Below are 19825 nucleotides of genomic sequence, written 5' to 3' on the forward strand. Positions count from 1 at the left end.
GAAACTTTATACAATCTTCGCCCGTTTTGTGTGCAGGTGCCTGAGCAGGCGGCGGGCACCCTCAAAGCACTGGATTCGATCTAACGATCTGACTCCACTGCACAGTTTTGGAAATCGGCCGAACAAGGGCTGTTGGCACGGACCTTGCGGAGAGAGGCAGGAAGCACCGCCCTCCTCGGACACGCCATGGCCACTCCTGCCGCTCTCGAACTGGTCGCCGTCACCAAGCGCTACGACACCACGCTGGCGGTCGACACCGTCAACCTGAAGATCCCGGCCGGCACCTATTGCTGCCTGCTCGGCCCCTCCGGCTGCGGCAAGACCTCGACCTTGCGCATGATCGCGGGCCACGAGGCGGTCAGCGAGGGCGACATTATCCTGGGCGCGCAGAACGTCACCGACCTCGAGCCCGCCAAGCGCGGCACCGCGATGATGTTCCAGTCCTACGCGCTGTTTCCGCATCTCTCCGTGCTCGACAACGTTGCGTTCGCCCTGAAAATGCGCGGTATCGACAAGCCGACCCGCCACAAGCGCGCCGGCGAATTGCTCGAGCTTGTCGCCATGAGCCCCTATGCGGGCCGCCTGCCGGCGCAGCTCTCCGGCGGCCAGCAGCAGCGCGTGGCGCTCGCCCGCGCGCTCATCACCGAGCCGCAGATCCTCCTGCTCGACGAGCCGCTCTCGGCGCTCGATCCGTTCCTGCGCGTGAAGATGCGCGGCGAGCTCAAGCGGCTGCAGCGCGAGCTCGGCATCAGCTTCATCCAGGTCACCCACGGCCAGGAAGAGGCGATGGCGCTCGCCGACCACATCGTGGTGATGAACCACGGCAGGATCGAGCAGCAGGGCTCTGCGCGTGACATCTTCCACCATCCCCGCACCGAATTCGTGGCGCGCTTCATCGGCGGCCACAACGTGCTCAGCGACGCCGGCAATCTCATCGCCGTGCGCGCCGATCAGCTCGGCATCGTGCCGTTCGCCGACGGCGCCTTCGGCGCGCCGGCGCTGCTGACCCAGACCGAGTACCAGGGCTCCTACATCGCCGTCTCGCTCACGCTCGACGACGGCACCGCCCTGTTCTCCCACCTCCCCGAGGCCGCCTTCGACGTCCACCCGTTCCGACCGGGCGATCGCGTGCTGGCCACCTGGGATCCCGCCAAGGCGCAACGCCTGCAATAGCGCCGATCGATCACTGGAATGCGCAACAGAGGAGTGACTGATATGACCGAGACCACCAGGACGAAAGGCGTCAGCCGCCGCACGCTGCTCAAGGGCACCGCGGGTCTCGCCGGCCTTGCCGCCGGCTCCGGCGCGATCACCGGCTTTCCCTATGTGAAGTCGGCGGATGCGAAGGTGCTGCGCTATCTCGGCACCGCCGTGAACGAGGGCGACGACATCTCCAAGCAGTGCCTGAAGGACACCGGCATCAAGATCGAATACATCACCGCGACCACCGACGACGTCACCAAGCGCGTGATGACCCAGCCGAATTCCTTCGACGTGCTGGACACCGAATACTTCTCGCTGAAGAAGCTGGTGCCGTCGGGTAACATCCTTGCCCTCGACGCCAAGAAGATCAAGGAATTCGACAACATCACGCCCGTCTTCACCAAGGGCGAGACGCCCGGCGGCAAGAAGATCGGCAACCAGGGCACCGCGCCCTGGAAGGTGCTCTATCTCGAAGGCAAGGACTCCAAGAAGTTCGCGACGTCGGCGACCGAATTCGTCACGCTGATCCCGACCGTCTACAACGCCGACACGCTCGGCATCCGCCCCGACATCATCAAGCGCCCAATCAGCTCCTGGGCTGAACTTCTCAATCCCGAATTCAAGGGCAAGGCCTCGATCCTCAACATCCCCTCGATCGGCATCATGGATGCCGCGATGGTCGTGGAAGCCACCGGCAAGTACAAATATGCCGACAAGGGCAACATGACCAAGGAAGAGATCGATCTCACCATGAAGGTGATGACCGAGGCCAAGAAAGCCGGCCAGTTCCGCGCCTTCTGGAAGGACTTCAACGAGAGCGTCAACCTGATGGCCTCGGGTGAGACCGTGATCCAGTCGATGTGGTCGCCGGCGGTGACGAAGGTTCGCTCGATGGGCATCCCCTGCACCTTCCAGCCGCTCAAGGAAGGCTATCGCTCCTGGGCGTCGGGCTTCTGCGTCTCCAAGGGCGTATCGGGTGCCAAGCTCGAATGGGCCTATGAGTTCGTCAACTGGTTCCTGTCCGGCTATGCCGGCGCCTATCTCAACCGTCAGGGCTACTACTCCGCCGTGCTCTCCACCGCGAAGGCGCACATGGAGCCTTATGAGTGGGCATACTGGATGGAAGGCAAGCCGGCCGAGAAGGACATCAAGGCGCCCGACGGCTCGCTGCTGGAGAAGGCCGGCGCGGTGCGCGACGGCGGCTCCTATGAGGACCGCATGGGCGGCGTCGCCTGCTGGAACGCCGTGATGGACGAGAACGACTACATGGTCCGCAAGTGGAACGAGTTCATCGCGGCCTAAATTGATGGACACGTCGGAGAACATCCTGCAACAGGCATCCCCGGACCTCGTCCGGGGATCGGAGACGAAGCGCGCCGCGAAAGCGGCGCGCCTGTCGCCGTCCTTCATCTCCTGGCTCCAGGCCGGGCCGATGATGCTGGTGTTTCTCGCCTTCTTCCTGATTCCGCTGGTGTTCGTCGTCATCGTGTCCTTCTGGGACTACAACGAATACCAGTTGCTGCCGGCCTTCTCCGGCCGCGGCTACACCGACACGTTCGAAGGCTGCATCGCGCAGCTCCCCGAACTCTGCACCATCGCCAAGACCTATCTGAAGACGCTGAAGCTCTGCTTCCTGGTCTGGGTCATCACCCTCTTCATCGGCTTCTGGGTCGCCTATTTCCTCGCCTTCCACGTCAAGTCCAAGACCTGGCAGATGGGATTGTCGCTGCTCTGCACGATCCCGTTCTGGACCTCCAACGTGATCCGCATGATCGCCTGGATCCCGCTGCTCGGTCGCAACGGCCTCGTCAATTCCGGCCTCGTCAAGACCGGCTTGATCAACCATCCGCTGGAATGGCTGCTGTTCTCCGAATTCTCCGTCGTGCTGGCACTGGTGCACCTCTTCACCTTCTTCATGGTGGTGCCGATCTTCAATTCGATGGTGCGCATCGACAAGTCGCTGATCGAGGCCGCCTATGACGCCGGCGCGTCCGGCTTCCAGACGCTCGTCAACGTCATCATTCCACTGGCCAAGCCGGGCATCGTAATCGGCTCGATCTTCGTCATCACCATCGTGATGGGCGACTTCATCACCATCGGCGTGATGGGCGGCCAGCAGATTGCGGCGGCCGGCAAGATCATCGAGACGCGGGTCAACGCGCTGCAGTTCCCGGCCGCCGCCGCGAACGCGGTGATCCTGCTCGCAATCACCTTCCTGATCATCACCATGATGTCGCGGATCGTCGACATCAAGAAGGAGCTGTAGAGCATGAAGGAAGGACGCCCGCGCTCTTTCTACGTGCTCGCGGTCTTCTTCGCGGCCTATGTGCTGTTTCTCTACGGGCCGATGATCGCGATCTACGTGCTGTCGTTCCAGGGACCGCAGGGCGGCCTCACCTTCCCGATGAACGGCGTGTCGACCTTCTGGATCGCAAAACTGTTCCAGGGCACCGGCATCGTCGACCTCGGCGCGGCCTTCCGCCGCTCGCTGCTGCTCGGCGTGATCGTGATGATCGTCACCGTCGTGCTGTCGGTCGCCGCCGGCATGGCCTTCCGCAGAAAGTTCAAGGCACAGAGCATCCTGTTCTATTCGGCGATCGCCAGCCTGATCGTTCCCTCGATCATCACCTCGCTGGGCATCTCGCTTGAATTCCGCATCATCGACGATCTGATCAAGGCGCACTGGAACGAGAACTTCGAGACCTCGATGGGCCTGCTCACCTCGGGGCTCGGCGCACACCTGACCTGGACGCTGCCGTTCGGGCTGCTCATCATGTTCGCGATCTTCAATCGCTTCGACCCGCGCCTCGAGGAAGCCGCGCGCGATCTCGGGGCAACGCCGTGGCAGACCTTCCGTCACGTCGTGCTGCCGATCATCCTGCCCTCGGTGATCGGTATCGGCTTGTTCGGCTTCACGCTGTCCTGGGACGAGCTTGCCCGCTCCAGCCAGGCGATCGGTGCTGTGAATACATTGCCGCTCGATCTCCAGGGCCTCACCACCACCGTGACCAACCCCGACATCTACGCGCTCGGCACCGTGATCTCGGCGGTCTCGTTCACGGTGATCACGCTTGCGCTCGGCACCATCCACGTGCTCAACAAGCGGCAGGCGGCCAAGGGCTCGGACGCCGGCAAAGGGCTCGTCTGATCTGATGCGGCTTCACGTCGTCAATCCCAACACCACGGCGTCTATGACGGCGAAGATCGCCGCTGCGGCGCGCAGCATTGCGCTGCCCGACACCGTGATCGATGCGCGCCAGCCCGCGATGGGCCCGGTCTCGATCGAGGGTTTTTACGACGAGGCTTTTGCGGTCCCCGGCATGCTCGGCTGCATCCGCGACGCCGATCGCGACAGTGCGGATGCGCACATCATCGCCTGCTTCGACGACACCGGCTTGGATGCCGCGCGCGCCGCCGCCAAAGCGCCGGTGATCGGCATTGGCGAGGCCGGCTTTCACATGGCGAGCCTCATCGCCGCGCGCTTTGCCGTGGTGACGACGCTCAGCGTCTCCATCGTGCCGATCGAGCATAATCTGAAGAAGTACGGCCTCGCTGATCGCTGCGCCCGCGTGCGCGCCGCCGAGGTCCCGGTGCTCGCGCTCGAGGAGCGCAATGCCGACGCGCTCGGCAAGATTTCGGCGGAGATCACCGCCGCCATCCGTGACGACCGGGCAGAGGCCATCGTGCTCGGCTGCGCCGGCATGGCGGATCTGGCCGCCGAGCTTGCCGCAGCCCACGGCCTGCCCGTGGTCGACGGCGTCGTCGCCGCGGTGACGCTGGCGGAGTCGCTGGTGCGGCTGGGGCTGAAGACGTCGCGGCTCGGCCCCTACGCGGCACCGCGGCCGAAGACCTATTCCGGGTCGTTTTCACCGTTTCGGCCCGAAGCCTAGTCATTTCGCTGCCGGGCGGCGTTCCCTTGACGCCAAATGCTGACGACCGATGCATCCCAGGGCCACGCAGAGGATGCGGGATGCCGCGAGGACGCCGAGGCCCCGCACGTCAGCGTCGGGGACCAATTCCACGAGGTCAAAGCCGATGATCCGCGCGCGACCGGCAACGCCATGCAGCAGTTCAATGATATCGAGATAGCCGAGACCGCCGGGCTGGGGAACGAGCACCGCAGGGATCACGCCGGGATCGAGGCCATCGCAGTCGAGCGTGACGATGCAGCGGCTGCCCGGCACGATCTGCTCGACGACGGGCTGCACGCCGTGCCGCCGGACCGAGGCGGCGTCGAACAAATGCACGCCCCAGGCGCGAGCGTCGGCAAGATCGCCGGCGCGCGAACCGCCCACGCCGCGTTGCCCGACCTGGATGATCCGCTCCACCCACGGCATTTCGCTGGCGCGGCGAATCGTGCTCGAGAACGCGTGCTTGAGACCACCACGCTCGTCACGCCAGTCGAGATGTGCGTCGATTTGCAGGATGGTGACGGGACCGCACGGCTCGAAGCCGGCAAAGAAGGGAATCGGAACGGAATCGTCCCCGCCGAGAAGCACGGGCACGGCCCCCGTGTTCACAATGGATGCGGTCGTGGCGCTGATCAATGCGCGGTTCTCCAGCGGCGTTGCCTGGCTCGTCGCGAGATCGCCAAGATCGACCACGCGCAGTTCGGGTGAGAGCAGAGGTCCATCCTGATCGAAATCCCACCGCGACGGATCTGACGCGATCGACCGTGTGCTGTCGCGAAGGGCGGAAGGAGCGCGGGCAGCATGGCTGGCCCGACCGGGCAAGTGCGGCGTCCCCTCCGCTGCACCGAAGATCACGACGTCGGCGCCGGACAATACCTGTTGTCCGGCTGCGGGGACATCGAGGAAGGTGCGGCCTTGCGGCTTGTTGTCCATCGACATGAACCGGGAAGTGCATCCCTGCCCGAACAGACCGGCGTTGCAGTTGTTCCTATGGTGATGGGAGAGCTGCCGCGCGCCGCCAACGCCGACCGGGTCGGCTGTCGCGTGGCGCGCGTTGGACCAACGGCGTGAAGCACGGTGCCGGCGAAGACCCCGCCAGTCCTGATCGACGCCTCGTCGGAGCCGGATCGGACGGACGCGTTCGGCCCCCCTCGACCCGCACGGGGAAGCGCCAAGGGCCCTGTCCATACCTTTTTTGGCCCTTAGCCTCTTTTTGGTCCCAATTGTTGCCGAACAGTAACACTTTCGGGACATCCCGGTCGCCGTTTTGGGCTGCCGGTCTTCGCAACTCACCAAGTTTCAATTTGGGTTTTGTCAGCGATGATCGATCTCGTGGAGGACACTCGGTCCACCCCCCTGCTTCGCCTTGGCGCCCAGCCGATCGCGCTGACCGCCGCCGCCCTTTTCTTGCTGATCGCCGGCGTGACTTCGATCGCGATCTGGCGCGCCTATACTGGCTCCGCGCCGGAGGCCGATCGGGTGGTGGCATCGCGGCAGCTTCAGGCCCGCACCGCCCAGGCCTCCGAGCAGCTGGTCGAGAAGACCAAGGGGCTGGAAGCGACCCAGCAGGAATCGATCGATCAGCTCCAGGTCGTGCAGGACCAGCTCCAGACCGTGAAGCGGCTGCTCGCGGCCCAACAGGCCGACACCAAGCGCCTGTCGGAGCAGGTGACGACCCTGAACGAATCCATCGACGGCTTGCGCCAGTCCTTCGCCAGTGCCCGCGCCTCCGAAGCCGAGACGCCCTCGGTTACCCGCAGGAAACCGGCGCGTCACCGCGTCAGCGCGCGCAAGCGCTCGCACGGCTGAACTGGCCGGCTTTAATTTCTCCACTTGTGAACTGGATCACATTCGCCGGTATGATTCCGCGCGATGCTGCCCGTTACCGGATGGCGTGAGCCGATTTCAATATCCGGGGCTGGCAAGGTCGTTGACGGTATACTGCGTCAACGGCCTTGTTTTTTAGTGGGCCGGCAGATCTTCCGGCCTCATTCGTCTTTCCGACTCATTCACAGACGTCGACGCGACGGTATCGCCATCCCGAGGGCGTCATCACGCGCTTGCGCGCGACGTAGCAGCCGCCATAACCGCCATCGTCGTAGCCGGTACCATAATAGTAGGGACCGCCGTAGCCGTAATAAGCGCCGTAATACCCGGCACCGGCGAGGCCCGCGCCGATGGCGACGCCAGGCCAGAAGCCGCCGCCATGCCAATGGCCGTGACCGCCATGGCCCCAACCGCCACCACCGTGGCCCCAGCCGCCGCCATGTCCGAAACCGCCCCCCGCCTGGGCCGCCTGCGGCATCGACAGTCCGACTGCCGCGACGGCCAGCGCCGCCATCATCGTCTTACGTAACATCACTCGATCCTCCGCGTGGACACGCTCCACGCTTCAAAGCAGGATCAAGCTAGCGTCGTCGGGGCAATCCGGACAGCCACACTGTCTCACTTCCGCGCGAGCATCAGCAGCCGCGACAGATGCTCTTCATCTTCTTGTCGAGCTGCCGGTTCTCGGAATTGACGGTGGCGTCGGCAGCTGCGCCGGCTCCGGATCCGGTGGTCACTCCGGAGCCCGGGCCCGACGATTGCGCCGTACCCAGGCTGTTGGTGCCGGGCGGCGGCGCCGGCGCGTTGGCGACACCTCCGGTCGGTCCCGACGAACTGCCGGTCGATCCAGCAGTGCCGCCTGTCGCTTGCGCGAAGGATACGGCAGGCATCGCCGCGAGGGCGAAGATCAAGACCAACGTCTTCATTGAAGCGTTTGCGCGCGGTGGGGCCATTGGGATGCTCCTTTATCCGTCAACGGCCCCGACCTGGAGCCGTTCCGGAACCAATGCCGTCACATCGGCTTGACAGCGAGGAGGCCAAATCACGATGACCGATCGCGATCCCTTTGCAGAGGGCGAGTGCGCCGCGCGCGAACGCATCCCCGCCGAAGCCAATCCATATGCAGACGGCAGCGACGAGCACGCGCTCTGGGCGGCCGGCCACGAGAAGGTTGCAGGCGCGATCGAAGCGCGCGAATCCGAGGGAAGCTGAGCGTCAGCCGATCCGCTTCAGGCCCTTCTTGAAACGCGGACCGTTGGCGACATAGAACTTCGCCGCACTCCCCATCCGCTGCACCTGCGCGTCGTCGAGCGTGCGGATCACGCGCGCGGGCGAGCCGATGATCAGCGAGCGTTCGGCAAACTCCTTGCCCTCGGTGATGACGGAACCGGCGCCGACGATGCTGTTGCGGCCGATCTTCGCGCCGTTCATCACGATCGAACCCATGCCGATCAGCGCGCCCTCCTCGATGGTGCAGCCGTGCAGGATGACGTTGTGGCCGACGGTGCAGTTCCTGCCGATGACAAGCGGAAAGCCGAGATCGGTGTGACAGGTCGAGCCGTCCTGCACGTTGGCGCCCTCGCCGATCTCGATCCACTCATTGTCGCCGCGCAGCACCGCACCGAACCAGACGCTCGCCCCCGGCTTCAGGCGCACGCGGCCGATCACGGTCGCGGTCTCCGCGATGAAATAATTGCCGTCGGCGGGAAGTTCGGGCGCCTGCCCGTCGAGCTCGTAGATCGCCATCAAGGTCTCCTGTCGGGTTGACCCAGCCTTAGCGAAACGGCGGCTCTGACGCAAAGGGCCGCGGGGGCCTACAGGGCGAGCCTCAGGTCAGGACGCCGGCGGCGCGCAGCGTCATCAGGAAGAAGGTGCCGCTCATCATGCTCCAGAAGCCGGCGATGACGGTCGCCATCATCACGAATTCGACCCGGCGGCTTTCCACACGCATGCCGCGCAGCGTGTTGCGCATGATGATGAAGGGCGCGGCGAACACCAGGAACGGCACCGCCGCGAAGGTCTTCGGCGCCACGCCGTCCTGCAACAGGCCGAAGCCCGCGGGCCGCTGCGCGACCGCCTGGTATCCGCTCACGAGGGCGCCGGCGAGCGCGAAACCGATGCAGATCGAGAAGAAGGAATTGAGAGCTTCAGGTGTCATCGGAAACTGTCCGCACTTACGCAACGCCGGAGCCTTCCTGTGACAAATCGTGCTGGTTAACGCTACATTATCCTTAAGAGAAGGTTAACGGCGCCGGTCGATCCGCGCAGGGCCCTCCCCCTTCCCCGCGACCGGCAAGGCCTGCGCGAATTCGCCGCCGCATGGCATATTCGCCGCTGATTCGTCGGCCATCGGCCGACTTCGGGTCTTTACGCGCGCTCATCTCATGACGGTGTTTTCGGCAGTTCCCCTCAGGTCCTCCAGGACGCGCACTTGGGCGCATGTCGTCCCGATCGTGCTCGGCGGCGCTGCCGCGCTGGGCGCGGTCGCGCTGGTCGCCTATTTGCTGTGGCCGACCTGGGGGGCCGGCGGCGCCAGCGCCCCGGACAAGCTGCCGGTGAGCGTCGGCGGCACGCTGTTCAACCTGCCGACGACGGCGATCCGGATGAAGATCCAGCGGCACACCGGGCCGCAGGAGCGCATCGATCTCGATTTCCTCTATCCCTCGCTGGAGCCGCCCGGCGCGCCCAGGCACGTCACCGCCGACACCGTCGAAGCAGCGGTGCAATCGATCGACCGCATCTTCCTGTCGATCGCGGCCCATCACGATGCGCTCTCGCCCGAGCAGCGAACCGCCACGATCTATCCGCGCTATCTCGACCGGGCCGCGACCCAGCCCGAGGAAGGGCTGACGATGCGGATGTTCCGCGCCGACACACCTTACGGCAGCGAGGACCTCTATTCCGCCGCAAGCCCCGCGCTGACCGCGCGCTGCACGCGCGATGCGGCAACGCCCGGCATGTGCCTCTCCGAGCGCCGCGTCGGCGGCGCCGACCTCACCTTCCGCTTTCCCCGCAGCTGGCTGTCGCAATGGCGCGAGGTGGCCGAGGCGATGGAGAAGCTGACGGCGCAATTGCGCGGGCCGAAGAGCTGAGCGAGGCTGCATTGCCCCGCCGCAAGACCGGCTTGCAGGGATCGGCCGGCGCCTCCCGGACAAAAAGTCGAAAACAACCCCATGCACAGTAGCCAGGCGCCTGGCGCCACTTCGTCTTTTTCGAAGTCCGGTTGACCCGTCGGGCAAAACAGGGGCATAATGGCATCATGGGGAAATCGATGTGAATGATGCGGCGGCACATCTCCCACCCGGCGCGCAACTGCTCGGGCGCGAATGGCTGGGCTTCGACGAGAGCGGGCATGCGCTGATCCGCTTCCAGGCTCAGGTCGCCTTCACCAACAGGCACGGGACAATCCAGGGCGGATTTCTGGCGGCGATGCTGGACTCCGCCACTGGCATTTGCGCACTCGCTGCGCTCCCACCCGATCAAACCGCGGTGACCAAGAGCCTCGATACACGCTTCCTGAAACCTGCGGCGGTCGGGCCCATCACAGCGCGAGCGCGCATCGTCGCGCAGACGGATCGCGACATGGTCGTGCAAGCCGATCTCGTCGATGCCGCCGAGGTGACGGTGGCCGACGCCACTGCGCAGCTACGCATTCTCGCAAAGAAGTAGATCTCGAAGCCGCAGGCGCTCGGTCGATGACGCCCGTCATTGGCGCCCGTCAATTGCAGTCCCCGAGACTAGCCGCACTTCTACGCGTTCGATCAAATGGGCGCACGCATGCAATGTCTGTTCGGGGGTCATTCTCGTCGATCAGCTGGGACCATGACCAGGTCCGGTCTACGCCAAAGAGCTGACGCCAAGATGAGGATTGAGGTTCGACGCAATGGGCCAAGAGCTGACGTCTGGACCATGTCCAATTCCAGCGCTTGCTGCGGCCAGAAAGCAAGATGACAACTTGCGGCGATGGTGGCAGAATGGTGGCAGACGTGGTTTGACGATTTGGCGACCCAAGAACAACGAAGAAAATAGTTCGCCGCGGTCACGTCGTCCAAGGGAGGAGATGACTCATGAAACGCTTGTTTCTGAGGGTAATCGCCGTTGCCCTGATCGCTTCGGCGTTTGTCGTATCCACCACTGCAGTCATGGCGCAGACGAAAGTGTTGAAGATGCAGGCCACATGGCCGGCGTCGCTCACGCTCTATGACAACTTCACCTATTTCGCCGATCGGGTGAACAAGCTGTCGGCCGGTACGCTGAAGATCGAGGCGATGCCCGCCGGCCAGGTCGTGCCGGCGTTCGAGGTGCTGGATGCAACCCACAAGAAGGTGCTCGACGGAGCGCATGCGTGGGCCGGCTACTGGACCGGCAAGAACAAGACTGCGATCCTGTTCACCGGCGGTCCCGGCGGCACCTTCGGCATGGACTACATGGACGTGATGGGCTGGTTCTATCACGGCGGCGGCCTCGATCTTTACAACGAGTTCTATCAGAAGGAGCTCAAGCTCAACCTGGTCGTGTTCCCAATCCTGCCTGCAGGGCCGCAGGCGTTCGGCTGGTTCAAGAAGCCGATCCAGACGGTCGAGGACATGAAGGGCATGAAATGCCGCCAGACCGGCATGGCCGGCGAGGTGTGGCAGGCGCTCGGCTTCACGGTGGTCAACATGCCGGGTGGGGAGATCATTCCCTCCGCACAGCGCGGCGTGATCGATTGCGCGGAATGGGTCGGCGGCATCGAGGACCTGCAGCTCGGCTTCCACAACGTATGGAAGTACCACTATTCGCCTGGCCTGCATGAGAACGTGACGGTCGGCGAAATCGTGATCAACGGCGATGTGTGGAAGGAGCTCAGCCCGCAACATCAGGAGATCATCAAGTCGGCGGCCAACGAGACATTCCTCGTCTGGTGGACCAAGTGGCAGCGCCAGAACGCCGACGCGCTGATCGAGATGCAGCAGAAGCACGGCGTGCAGATCCTGCGCACGCCGACCGAGATCCTGCTGACCTTCATCAAGAAGTGGGACGAGATCGCGGCGGCCGAGGGCGCCAGGAACCCCTTCTTCAAGAAGGTGCATGACTCGCAGAAGGCCTATGCCAGCGCTGTGGTGCCGTACAAGCGGTTCTATTTCCCGCCATACTCTTTCATGGCGAACTATTACTTCCCGGTCGAGAAATAGGGCTTCCTCCGAGGGCGGCCGCTCCGGCCGCCCTCCATTGATGCGGCTCATGCGGCCGCTCTGCGTCGCGCCGCAAATGCGCCGTCCGAACGGTCAGCGAAAGGGGCGAGGCATGGCTGAGGTAACAGGCAGGCAGCCGCCGGCGCTGCTGGCGATAATCAGGATCATCGACGGCTTCACGGACCGGACCGGCACGATCATCTCGTGGCTCTCTGTGCCGCTGGTTCTGGCCGTCGCCTACGAGGTCGGAGCGCGTTACCTGTTCAACGCGCCGACGATATGGGCCTACGACGCGACCTACATGCTTTACGGCTCACTGTTCATGCTCGGCGCCGCTTACGCGCTGCACAAGGGTGCTCATATCCGCACCGACTTCTTCTGGGAAAAGTTCTCGATCCGCAGGAAGGGTTGGATCGATACGATCTCCTATGTCGTCTTCTTCTTCCCGAGCCTGATCATGCTGTTCCTGATCAGCTGGAACGAATTTCACTACGCCTGGCAAATCAACGAGACTTCGGACCAGACACCGTGGCGGCCTGTGCTGTGGCCGTTCAAGTTCGTCGTGCCGCTCGCCTGCCTGCTGCTTCTGATCCAGGGCGCATCCGAACTGATCAAGAGCATCTACATGGCGCGCACCGGCGTCGAGCTCGAGCACAAGGAGAAGGTCGAGATATGACCGCAGAAGCGCTCATCGGCCTCATCATGCTGCTGGTGCTGCTCGGCGCGATCTTCATCGGTGTGCCGATCTCGTTCACGTTGCTGTTTCTCGCCTTTACGTTCGGCTACTGGGGCATGGGCGCGACGGTCTTCGAGCTTGGTTACTTCCAGACCATCGGCATGATGAAGGAAGAACTCCTCGCCGCCGTGCCGCTGTTCATCTTCATGGGCTTCATCACCGAGCAGGCGGGACTGATGGAGCGCCTTTTTACGGCGTTCCGCATGCTGCTTGCGCCGGTGCGCGGCGCACTCTTCCTCGTCGTCATCCTGACCTCGACCGTGTTCGCGATGGCGACAGGCATCGTCGGCGCAGCCGTCACCGTTCTTGGCATCATGGCCTCGCCGATCATGATGAAGGCGGGTTATGACGCCAAGCTTTCAGCGGGCACCATCACGGCGGGCGGTACGCTCGGCATTCTCATTCCCCCGTCGGTCATGCTGATCGTGATGGGGCCGGTGCTCGGGGTATCGGTCGCCGATCTCTATGCTGCAGCCTTCGGACCGGGCTTTCTGCTGGCCGGCATCTACATCGTCTATCTGATGGGCCGCTCCTTCATCAATCCCAAGCTCGGGCCGCCGGTGCCAAAGGATGAGCGGATCCACTCCGTTGGATACATTGCGCGCGAGGTGATCGTCGGCACGCTGCCGCTGCTCGGGCTCATCACGGCGACGCTCGGCTCGATCATCGGGGGGCTCGCGACGCCGACGGAGGCCGCCGGGATCGGCAGCGTCGGCGCGCTGATCCTGGCCATCGCATATGGCAGGTTCTCGTTCAGCGGACTGCAGCGTGCCATGACCTCGACGATGGCGACGTCGAGCATGGTCCTGCTGCTGGCGGTTACGTCGAACATTTTCGGTGCGGTGTTCGCCCGCCTCGGCTCGGCGAACTGGATCACCGAGACGATGCTCGCCCTGCAGCTGCCGCCCAGCCTCATGCTGATTGTCGTGCTCTTTCTCATTTTCCTGTTGGGGTGGCCGTTTGAGTGGCCAGCCATCATCCTGGTGTTCCTGCCGATCTTCTATCCCGTCGTGAAGGGCATGGGCATCGACCTCATATGGTTCGGAGCGTTGGTTGCGGTGGTGCTACAGACCGCCTTCCTGTCGCCGCCGGTCGCCATGTCAGCGTACTATCTCAAGCAGGTGGTCAAGGGCTGGAGTCTCGCGACGATTTACGCCGGCATGTTCCAGTTCATGATGCTGCAGGTGATCTGCGTTGGCCTGATGATTGCTTTCCCGGGCATCGCGACCTGGTTCCCACACACGCTGCATGAAGCATCTCGCAGCCAGGTGATCCCCGAGGAGTACAGAAGAATCCTGGAACAGCAGAAACAAGCACCGTCCCTGGAAGACGACGACTGGTTGACACCAAAAAAGAAGTAGCCCGCGCGATTGCGTGCGCTGCGCTGCTCAATTTCCGCTTGGTACCGGTCAAAAGGGGGACTTTACCGAAACGGCCGCTTGTGGTGGCAAACGGACACTAGCCAAGCTCCGCGGCCGCTCTGGGTCAAAATGCGAAGAACTCAACGTGAGCAAATCCGGTCCGCTATGCACCGTTGAACGGACCTGAATGGGGCGCTACGTGGGCTTGCAGGTAATTCGGCTCTGGAAAGGCGTGGGAATATCGATGACAATCCAGCCAGGCAATCTATTCGCGGATGTTTCGGCCGCCAACATAGGGGAAGAGGCGTTCAGCGAAATCCTCGCGCGGCCTGGCTTGAAGATCGAGCGCATTATATCGCAGGGGCAAACTAGTCCGCCGGGCTTCTGGTATGATCAGGCGTGGAACGAGTGGGTGATCGTGCTGAAAGGGCGCGCCACATTGCAGTTCGAACATGAGCTTGCCGCGCGATCGCTGGGCGTGGGGGATTACGTCTTCATCCCTGCAAGGACACGCCATCGCGTCGAGTGGACGGAGCCGCAACAGCCAACGGTCTGGCTCGCCGTCCATTTCGAGTGAGCGCTTATCGCAATCGGATCAGCCGAGTGCGGAGATCGACCAGTGTATTGGTCCGCATTCGCGCACGGTGATGCACCGCCGTGGATGAGGACCGCGTCGGGTCACAAGCGGTAACACTCAGATCGAGCATCCGATTTCTGCTTAGCACCCCAAAACCCGACATCTGCGCATTAATCGGCAGACTTCCTAGTCGCGCCCCTTCTGCGCCCGATACAGGCTCGGCGTCGTCCCGACCGCCTTGCGAAAGGCGCGGTTGAAATTGGCCTGCGACGAAAATCCCGCGGCATAGGCGATGTCGACCAGCGGGCTATCGCTGGTGGACAGGAGCCGCTTGGCGAGATCGAGACGCTGGCGGCTGACATATTCATGCGGCGCAGCTCCAGTCGCGGCCTTGAAGCTGCGGGAGAAATGCGCCGGGCTCATGCACGCCACCGACGCCAGATCCTTGACCGTGAAATCGCGCTCGACGGAGGCGTCGATGAAGTCGGTCACGCGCGACAGGCGCCTGGCATCGAGCGGCTTCTGGACGGCGTAGGACTGCTTCAACCGGACTGACGTGGCCGAATAGCTGTGCACGAGATGGGCCGACAAGGCGCGTCCGAGACTCTCGACCAGGAGTCGGCCGGTCGATGTCTCCTGCTCGAGCTCGCCAAGGATCCGTTCCGCGACGTGCTCGATGAAGCTATCCCGGTCGATACTCTCGTAGCGGATGGACATGCCCGACGGGTCGATATCGAGATCCCGAAGCATGGTGTCGTCGAACGGCTGTCCCGGAAGAAAGATATGCAGGCACTCCTGCATCTGGTTCTCGACGCGGATGAAATCCTCGCGAATGCCGGCCGGACAGAGCCACACGGTGCCCTTTCTGCCGAAAGTGCGCTGCCGCATGCCCGCGCCTTCCCGGTCGACGACGGAGTTGCCGCGCAGCAGGATTGCGATCTCGGTGTCGCGCGGCAATTGCGGCGGCAGATCGCCCGGCTCATGGCTCCAGCGCTCGGCCAGGAGGTGCCCCCATCGCCGGTCGTTGGACGTCTGAAGCATTCTGCCGGTAACATATTTATCGACAGAGTTGCCAAGCATACCCATCGTGAATCTCCGCGATAGCGCGATGTGGGTAAAGAGGTATTGCCGGGTCCAGCAATTAGCATGCCAGACATCCGGCCAGCCGTCCACGGGCCGAGAGCAGTCCGGGACAACAACACCGCACATTTTGAAAAGCCAGACCACGCCCGGCCGCCGCATTCTCAGCCGTCTTGAATCAGGAGACGGAGAGATCCATGGCCCGGACCACGGTCATCGGCGCGTGCCCCCACGATTGCCCGGACACCTGTTCCATCCTGACCACGGTCGAGGATGGCAAGGCCATCGCGGTCCGCGGCAATCCCGATCATCCGTTCACGCGCGGACGGCTCTGCGTCAAGGTCAACAACTATGAGGAGCGCGTCTATAGCGACAAGCGCGTTCTCTACCCGCTAAAGCGGGTCGGCCCGAAGGGCTCCAGGCAGTTTCAGCGGATCTCCTGGGACGAAGCCCTGCAGACCATCGCATCGCGCTGGAAATCAATCATCGCCGAGCACGGGGCGCAGGCGATCCTGCCCTACAGCTATCTGGGCACGCAGGGTATCATCAACGGGCTCAACGTCGGCGATCCCCTCTTCAACAAATTAGGGGCGACCGTGCTTGAGCGCACGTTCTGCGACTCCGCCTCGTGCACGGCCTACATGATGACGATCGGGCACACGCCGGGCGTCGACCCTGAGAGCTTCGTGCATTCGAAATACATCATCCTGTGGGCCTGCAACACGCTGAGCACGAACTCGCATCACTGGCCGTTCATCGAGCAGGCGAAGAAGGCCGGCGCCAAGCTCGTGGTGATCGATCCCGTCCGCACCCGCACCGCGCGCCTCGCCGACTGGCATATCCCGATCCGGCCCGGCACCGACGCCGCGCTCGCGCTGGCGATGATCCACGTCATCATCAAGGAGAACCTGGTCGATCGCGACTACGTCGACAAATACACCGTCGGCTACGACGAGCTCGCGGAACGGGCGTCGAGCTACACCCCCGAATTCGCCTCGCAGGAAACCGGCATTCCCGCCAGCGACATCGTCAAGCTGGCGCGGGAATATGCGACCACGCCGCCCGCGGTCGTGCGCATCGGCGTGGCGGTCGAGCGGCATGCCGGCGGCGGCCAGACCGTGCGCGCGATCGCCTGCCTTCCGGGACTGATCGGCGCCTGGAAGCATGTCGGCGGCGGGCTGCTCCAGCTGCCGATCTGGGCATTCCCGGTCAGATGGGACGTCTTGATGCGTCCCGATCTCCAGCCGGAGAAGATGCGCGTGCTGAATTCCTGGCGTCTCGGAGCTGCGCTGACCGGCGAGCTCGGCTTCGACCCGCCGATCAAGGCACTGTTCGTCTACAACGCCAATCCGATGGCGATGGTGACGGAACAGGGCAAGCTTGAAAAGGGCCTCGAACGCGAGGACCTCTTCACCGTCGTCAGCGAGCACTTCCTGACCGACACCGCCAGATATGCCGACATCGTCCTGCCCGCGACCACCCAGCTCGAGCAGAAGGACATCATGTTCTCCTGGGGACATCTTTACTTGTCCTACAACAACCAGGCGATCGCGCCGCTCGGCGAAGCCGTCTCCAACACCGAGCTCTTCCGTCGCCTCGCGCGCGCAATGGGCGTCACGGATCCGTCCTTCTTCCGCAGCGACGATGAGATCATCGAGACCTCGCTCGACTGGACGAGCCCGGTGCTATCAGGCATCACGCTCGACGACGTCAAGGCCAAGGGCTATGTGCGCCTCACCATGCCGGCGCCCGCCGACTGGGCGCCGCATCGCGAGGGTAATTTTCCGACGGCGTCCGGCAAGTGCGAGTTCAAGTCGACGATCGCCGGCGGCGGCAACTTCGTGGTGCCGCTGTTCCGCCAGGGCTACAACGGCGACCAGGATGGCGCGCCGGTCGATCCCCTGCCCCACTACATTCCACCGAACGAGAACGCGCGCACGGCACCCGTACTCGCAACGCGATATCCGCTCAGCCTGATCTCGCCGAAGAGCCACGCCTTCCTGAATTCCAACTACGGCAACCTGCCCGCGCAAACCGCGCAAGCCGGCGAGGAGCAGGCGGTGCTTCTCAACCCCGATGACGCGGCAAAGCGCGGGATCGTCGCAGGCGCGCCGATCCGCGTGTTCAACGATCGCGGCTCGTTCGAGGCGTTCGCCACCGTTTCGCCCGACATCATGCCGGGCGTCGTGGTGGCGCCGTCCGGCTATTGGCAGCGCTCCAACCGCAGAGGCGCGACGGTTCACGTGCTGACACCGCCCGCCTTCGCCGACCTCGGCCGTGCGCCGACATTCTCCGACATCCTCGTTCAGGTCAGCGGGGCCTGACGATGACATATGTGGTCACCGACAATTGCCGCGGCTGCCGATACACGGAGTGCGTCACCGTTTGTCCCGTGGAGTGCTTTCACGTCGACGACGCCATGACCTATATCGATCCGGAGAATTGCATCGACTGCGGCGGCTGCGCACCGGCCTGTCCGGTCGGCGCGATCGAGCCGGACTATCGCCTGGCCGCGGACAAGAAGTATTGGATCGACGTCAACCGCAAGCGCGCCGCGGAGACTCCCGTCATCAGCGCACGCCTGGCGCCGCTGCCCGGCGCCGATGAGCGCAAGCTGGCATTGGGCCGATGACGGGTTCTGCTGCGAACGAATTCCGCATCGCAGTCGTCGGCAGCGGACCGAGCGGCTTCTACACGACCGAGGCCCTGTTGCGCTCCGGCGCGCCCGCGACCGTCGACATGTTCGAACGGCTGCCCGTGCCGTACGGGCTGGTACGGTTCGGCGTTGCGCCCGACCATCCGAAGCTCAAGCAGGTCACCGTCGCCTTCGACAGGATCGCGAAAGCGCCTGGCTTTCGTTTCATCGGCGGCGTCAAAGTCGGAGACGATGTCACCGTCGACGAACTCTGCGAGGCCTATGACGCTGTCGTGCTTGCAACGGGCGCCGAACTGAGCCGGCCTCTCGGCATTCCGGGCGAAGCTCTGCCCGGGAGCCACAGCGCAGGTGATTTCGTCGCGTGGTACAACGGTCACCCGGAATTCCGCGACCTCCAGTTCGATCTCGACCATGAGGCTGCGATCGTCATCGGTCATGGCAATGTCGCGCTCGACGTCGCACGCATTCTCGCCAAGACAGCCGACGAGCTGCGCCAGACCGACATCGCGCGCCACGCGCTCGAGGTTCTGGCGGAGAGCCGGATTCGGGAGATCTCCATCGTCGGCCGCGGCGGACCGGCCCAGGCAAAATTCAGCGCGAAGGAATTGCGCGACTTCCTCGAATTGCGCGCGTGCGACACGGCTGTCGACGTCCGCGACGTCGCGCCGGACGAATTCGAACCGCTGAACCCCGGAGATCCGGAGCTGATCGAAAAGCTGTCGCTGCTGCGCGACTTCTCGCAGCATGCCGCGACCAAGCCGCGGCGCTGTCTCGTTCGCTTTGGCCTGTCGCCCGTCGCGATCAAGGGTCGCGGCCGGGTCGAAACGATCTCATTCAGGCACCGGTCAGGCGCCGTCGAGGACATCGCTTGCGGCCTCGTCTTCAGCAGCGTCGGCCGACGAACGATGCCTGTCGCCGGCGTTCCCTACGATGACGATCGCGGCGTCCATGCCAACATGGATGGACGTGTCGCGAACGGTGGTTCAGTGATCGAGGGGCTCTATGTCTGCGGATGGAGCAAGCGCGGGCCGAGCGGCACGATCGGCACCAATCGCGGCTGCGGGATCGCCACCGCAGAGGCCGTCCTGGCCGATCTCGTCCACCGGCGGACGCCTTCGGACACGCCCGAGGCATTGCTTTCGCGCGTGGTCAGCCGCGTCGCACGAATCGTGAGCTATCCGGACTGGATGACGATCGATGCGGCCGAGAAATGCAGGGGAGCGCTGCTCGGCAAGCCGCGGGAGAAATTCGTCACGATCCCCGACATGCTCGCCGCGGTGGGCGCGTGACCCCGAACCGG

Annotated in this window: 22 protein-coding genes; 16 read left to right on the forward strand and 6 right to left on the reverse strand. The window is 63.9% G+C overall.

Translation table 11 applies throughout. The features are described from left to right. Nucleotides 1–186 precede the first annotated feature (186 nt). Genes ACVJ19_RS35255 through ACVJ19_RS35275 form a run of 5 tightly spaced genes read left to right on the forward strand, consistent with a single transcriptional unit; the run spans nt 187 to nt 5093 of the window. Nucleotides 187–1173 carry an ABC transporter ATP-binding protein gene (locus tag ACVJ19_RS35255; protein ID WP_453953660.1) on the forward strand — a complete coding sequence of 329 codons (987 nt, stop codon included), beginning with the start codon at nt 187–189 and terminating at the stop codon, nt 1171–1173. Nucleotides 1174–1215: 42 nt separating this feature from the next. Continuing rightward, the gene (locus ACVJ19_RS35260) at nt 1216–2505 is read left to right on the forward strand and encodes an ABC transporter substrate-binding protein (protein ID WP_211403896.1); all 1290 of its coding nucleotides are present in this window, start codon (nt 1216–1218) and stop codon (nt 2503–2505) included. 4 nt (nt 2506–2509) lie between these two features. Then, nucleotides 2510–3469, forward strand: a complete 960-nt coding sequence (locus ACVJ19_RS35265) for an ABC transporter permease (protein WP_453953661.1) — start codon at nt 2510–2512, stop codon at nt 3467–3469. 3 nt (nt 3470–3472) lie between these two features. Then, nucleotides 3473–4351 carry an ABC transporter permease gene (locus ACVJ19_RS35270; RefSeq protein ID WP_018647069.1) on the forward strand — a complete coding sequence of 293 codons (879 nt, stop codon included), beginning with the start codon at nt 3473–3475 and terminating at the stop codon, nt 4349–4351. Nucleotides 4352–4355: 4 nt separating this feature from the next. Next, the gene (locus tag ACVJ19_RS35275; RefSeq protein ID WP_453953662.1) at nt 4356–5093 is read left to right on the forward strand and encodes an aspartate/glutamate racemase family protein; all 738 of its coding nucleotides are present in this window, start codon (nt 4356–4358) and stop codon (nt 5091–5093) included. Here the strand turns inward: ACVJ19_RS35275 and ACVJ19_RS35280 are convergent, their stop codons facing one another. Beyond that, entirely contained in the window at nt 5094–6053 is a 960-nt protein-coding gene (locus ACVJ19_RS35280; RefSeq protein ID WP_453953663.1) for an arginase family protein, read from the reverse strand. Nucleotides 6054–6434: 381 nt separating this feature from the next. On the opposite strand from ACVJ19_RS35280, the gene ACVJ19_RS35285 reads away from it, so the two are divergent. Beyond that, nucleotides 6435–6923, forward strand: coding sequence for a hypothetical protein (locus tag ACVJ19_RS35285; RefSeq protein WP_453953664.1), 489 nt, complete (start codon nt 6435–6437; stop codon nt 6921–6923). 196 nt (nt 6924–7119) lie between these two features. On the opposite strand, the gene ACVJ19_RS35290 is transcribed toward ACVJ19_RS35285, so the two are convergent. Continuing rightward, on the reverse strand, nt 7120–7473 hold the full coding sequence (locus tag ACVJ19_RS35290; protein ID WP_453953665.1) for a hypothetical protein: 354 nt from the start codon (nt 7471–7473) through the stop codon (nt 7120–7122). Between the two features lie 103 nt (nt 7474–7576). After that, nucleotides 7577–7894 carry a hypothetical protein gene (locus ACVJ19_RS35295; protein WP_453953666.1) on the reverse strand — a complete coding sequence of 106 codons (318 nt, stop codon included), beginning with the start codon at nt 7892–7894 and terminating at the stop codon, nt 7577–7579. A gap of 94 nt (nt 7895–7988) precedes the next feature. Between ACVJ19_RS35295 and ACVJ19_RS35300 the strand changes: the two genes are divergently transcribed. Continuing rightward, the gene (locus ACVJ19_RS35300) at nt 7989–8153 is read left to right on the forward strand and encodes a hypothetical protein (protein ID WP_453953667.1); all 165 of its coding nucleotides are present in this window, start codon (nt 7989–7991) and stop codon (nt 8151–8153) included. A gap of 3 nt (nt 8154–8156) precedes the next feature. Here ACVJ19_RS35300 and ACVJ19_RS35305 read toward each other — a convergent pair whose 3' ends face one another. Together ACVJ19_RS35305 and ACVJ19_RS35310 are read right to left on the reverse strand one after the other, a co-directional pair. Next, entirely contained in the window at nt 8157–8687 is a 531-nt protein-coding gene (locus ACVJ19_RS35305) for a gamma carbonic anhydrase family protein (protein ID WP_018647061.1), read from the reverse strand. An 82-nt stretch (nt 8688–8769) separates the two neighbouring features. After that, nucleotides 8770–9099, reverse strand: coding sequence for a DUF6949 family protein (locus ACVJ19_RS35310; RefSeq protein WP_453953668.1), 330 nt, complete (start codon nt 9097–9099; stop codon nt 8770–8772). Between the two features lie 226 nt (nt 9100–9325). Here ACVJ19_RS35310 and ACVJ19_RS35315 point away from each other — a divergent pair, with 226 nt between their 5' ends. From ACVJ19_RS35315 to ACVJ19_RS35340, 6 genes are all read left to right on the forward strand, one after another. Continuing rightward, nucleotides 9326–10033, forward strand: a complete 708-nt coding sequence (locus ACVJ19_RS35315) for a hypothetical protein (protein WP_456739488.1) — start codon at nt 9326–9328, stop codon at nt 10031–10033. Nucleotides 10034–10214: 181 nt separating this feature from the next. Then, on the forward strand, nt 10215–10610 hold the full coding sequence (locus tag ACVJ19_RS35320) for a PaaI family thioesterase (RefSeq protein WP_453953669.1): 396 nt from the start codon (nt 10215–10217) through the stop codon (nt 10608–10610). Nucleotides 10611–11008: 398 nt separating this feature from the next. After that, entirely contained in the window at nt 11009–12115 is a 1107-nt protein-coding gene (locus tag ACVJ19_RS35325; RefSeq protein ID WP_453953670.1) for a TRAP transporter substrate-binding protein, read from the forward strand. A 112-nt stretch (nt 12116–12227) separates the two neighbouring features. Continuing rightward, on the forward strand, nt 12228–12791 hold the full coding sequence (locus ACVJ19_RS35330; RefSeq protein ID WP_453953671.1) for a TRAP transporter small permease subunit: 564 nt from the start codon (nt 12228–12230) through the stop codon (nt 12789–12791). Then, the gene (locus tag ACVJ19_RS35335; protein WP_453953672.1) at nt 12788–14212 is read left to right on the forward strand and encodes a TRAP transporter large permease; all 1425 of its coding nucleotides are present in this window, start codon (nt 12788–12790) and stop codon (nt 14210–14212) included. The genes ACVJ19_RS35330 and ACVJ19_RS35335 overlap by 4 nt, the downstream gene beginning before the upstream one ends. A gap of 244 nt (nt 14213–14456) precedes the next feature. Further along, a complete protein-coding gene (locus ACVJ19_RS35340; RefSeq protein ID WP_453953673.1) occupies nt 14457–14789 on the forward strand; it encodes a cupin domain-containing protein in 333 nt (110 codons plus the stop codon). A 186-nt stretch (nt 14790–14975) separates the two neighbouring features. Here ACVJ19_RS35340 and ACVJ19_RS35345 read toward each other — a convergent pair whose 3' ends face one another. Next, the gene (locus ACVJ19_RS35345) at nt 14976–15830 is read right to left on the reverse strand and encodes a helix-turn-helix domain-containing protein (protein WP_453953674.1); all 855 of its coding nucleotides are present in this window, start codon (nt 15828–15830) and stop codon (nt 14976–14978) included. Between the two features lie 236 nt (nt 15831–16066). Here ACVJ19_RS35345 and ACVJ19_RS35350 point away from each other — a divergent pair, with 236 nt between their 5' ends. Genes ACVJ19_RS35350 through ACVJ19_RS35360 form a run of 3 tightly spaced genes read left to right on the forward strand, consistent with a single transcriptional unit; the run spans nt 16067 to nt 19814 of the window. Further along, the gene (locus tag ACVJ19_RS35350; RefSeq protein WP_453953675.1) at nt 16067–18193 is read left to right on the forward strand and encodes a molybdopterin-containing oxidoreductase family protein; all 2127 of its coding nucleotides are present in this window, start codon (nt 16067–16069) and stop codon (nt 18191–18193) included. A gap of 2 nt (nt 18194–18195) precedes the next feature. After that, nucleotides 18196–18501 (forward strand): 4Fe-4S dicluster domain-containing protein, encoded by a 306-nt coding sequence (locus ACVJ19_RS35355; RefSeq protein ID WP_453953676.1) that lies wholly within the window; start codon nt 18196–18198, stop codon nt 18499–18501. After that, nucleotides 18498–19814, forward strand: coding sequence for an FAD-dependent oxidoreductase (locus ACVJ19_RS35360; RefSeq protein ID WP_453953677.1), 1317 nt, complete (start codon nt 18498–18500; stop codon nt 19812–19814). Before ACVJ19_RS35355 ends, ACVJ19_RS35360 begins: the two co-directional genes overlap by 4 nt. Nucleotides 19815–19825: the final 11 nt, after the last annotated feature.

The sequence above is a fragment of the Bradyrhizobium sp. USDA 376 genome (genome assembly GCF_054063675.1).

Bases quoted from the DNA above. Each gene is read 5' to 3' on its own strand.
- ACVJ19_RS35275 (WP_453953662.1), top strand. From the start codon at position 4,356: ATGCGGCTTCACGTCGTCAATCCCAACACCACGGCGTCTATGACGGCG.
- ACVJ19_RS35330 (WP_453953671.1), top strand. From the start codon at position 12,228: ATGGCTGAGGTAACAGGCAGGCAGCCGCCGGCGCTGCTGGCGATAATC.
- ACVJ19_RS35285 (WP_453953664.1), top strand. From the start codon at position 6,435: ATGATCGATCTCGTGGAGGACACTCGGTCCACCCCCCTGCTTCGCCTT.
- ACVJ19_RS35265 (WP_453953661.1), top strand. From the start codon at position 2,510: ATGGACACGTCGGAGAACATCCTGCAACAGGCATCCCCGGACCTCGTC.
- ACVJ19_RS35270 (WP_018647069.1), top strand. From the start codon at position 3,473: ATGAAGGAAGGACGCCCGCGCTCTTTCTACGTGCTCGCGGTCTTCTTC.
- ACVJ19_RS35280 (WP_453953663.1), bottom strand. From the start codon at position 6,053: ATGTCGATGGACAACAAGCCGCAAGGCCGCACCTTCCTCGATGTCCCC.
- ACVJ19_RS35350 (WP_453953675.1), top strand. From the start codon at position 16,067: ATGGCCCGGACCACGGTCATCGGCGCGTGCCCCCACGATTGCCCGGAC.
- ACVJ19_RS35290 (WP_453953665.1), bottom strand. From the start codon at position 7,473: ATGTTACGTAAGACGATGATGGCGGCGCTGGCCGTCGCGGCAGTCGGA.
- ACVJ19_RS35315 (WP_456739488.1), top strand. From the start codon at position 9,326: ATGACGGTGTTTTCGGCAGTTCCCCTCAGGTCCTCCAGGACGCGCACT.
- ACVJ19_RS35255 (WP_453953660.1), top strand. From the start codon at position 187: ATGGCCACTCCTGCCGCTCTCGAACTGGTCGCCGTCACCAAGCGCTAC.
- ACVJ19_RS35345 (WP_453953674.1), bottom strand. From the start codon at position 15,830: ATGCTTCAGACGTCCAACGACCGGCGATGGGGGCACCTCCTGGCCGAG.
- ACVJ19_RS35355 (WP_453953676.1), top strand. From the start codon at position 18,196: ATGACATATGTGGTCACCGACAATTGCCGCGGCTGCCGATACACGGAG.
- ACVJ19_RS35325 (WP_453953670.1), top strand. From the start codon at position 11,009: ATGAAACGCTTGTTTCTGAGGGTAATCGCCGTTGCCCTGATCGCTTCG.
- ACVJ19_RS35305 (WP_018647061.1), bottom strand. From the start codon at position 8,687: ATGGCGATCTACGAGCTCGACGGGCAGGCGCCCGAACTTCCCGCCGAC.
- ACVJ19_RS35335 (WP_453953672.1), top strand. From the start codon at position 12,788: ATGACCGCAGAAGCGCTCATCGGCCTCATCATGCTGCTGGTGCTGCTC.
- ACVJ19_RS35360 (WP_453953677.1), top strand. From the start codon at position 18,498: ATGACGGGTTCTGCTGCGAACGAATTCCGCATCGCAGTCGTCGGCAGC.
- ACVJ19_RS35295 (WP_453953666.1), bottom strand. From the start codon at position 7,894: ATGGCCCCACCGCGCGCAAACGCTTCAATGAAGACGTTGGTCTTGATC.
- ACVJ19_RS35260 (WP_211403896.1), top strand. From the start codon at position 1,216: ATGACCGAGACCACCAGGACGAAAGGCGTCAGCCGCCGCACGCTGCTC.
- ACVJ19_RS35300 (WP_453953667.1), top strand. From the start codon at position 7,989: ATGACCGATCGCGATCCCTTTGCAGAGGGCGAGTGCGCCGCGCGCGAA.
- ACVJ19_RS35310 (WP_453953668.1), bottom strand. From the start codon at position 9,099: ATGACACCTGAAGCTCTCAATTCCTTCTTCTCGATCTGCATCGGTTTC.
- ACVJ19_RS35340 (WP_453953673.1), top strand. From the start codon at position 14,457: ATGACAATCCAGCCAGGCAATCTATTCGCGGATGTTTCGGCCGCCAAC.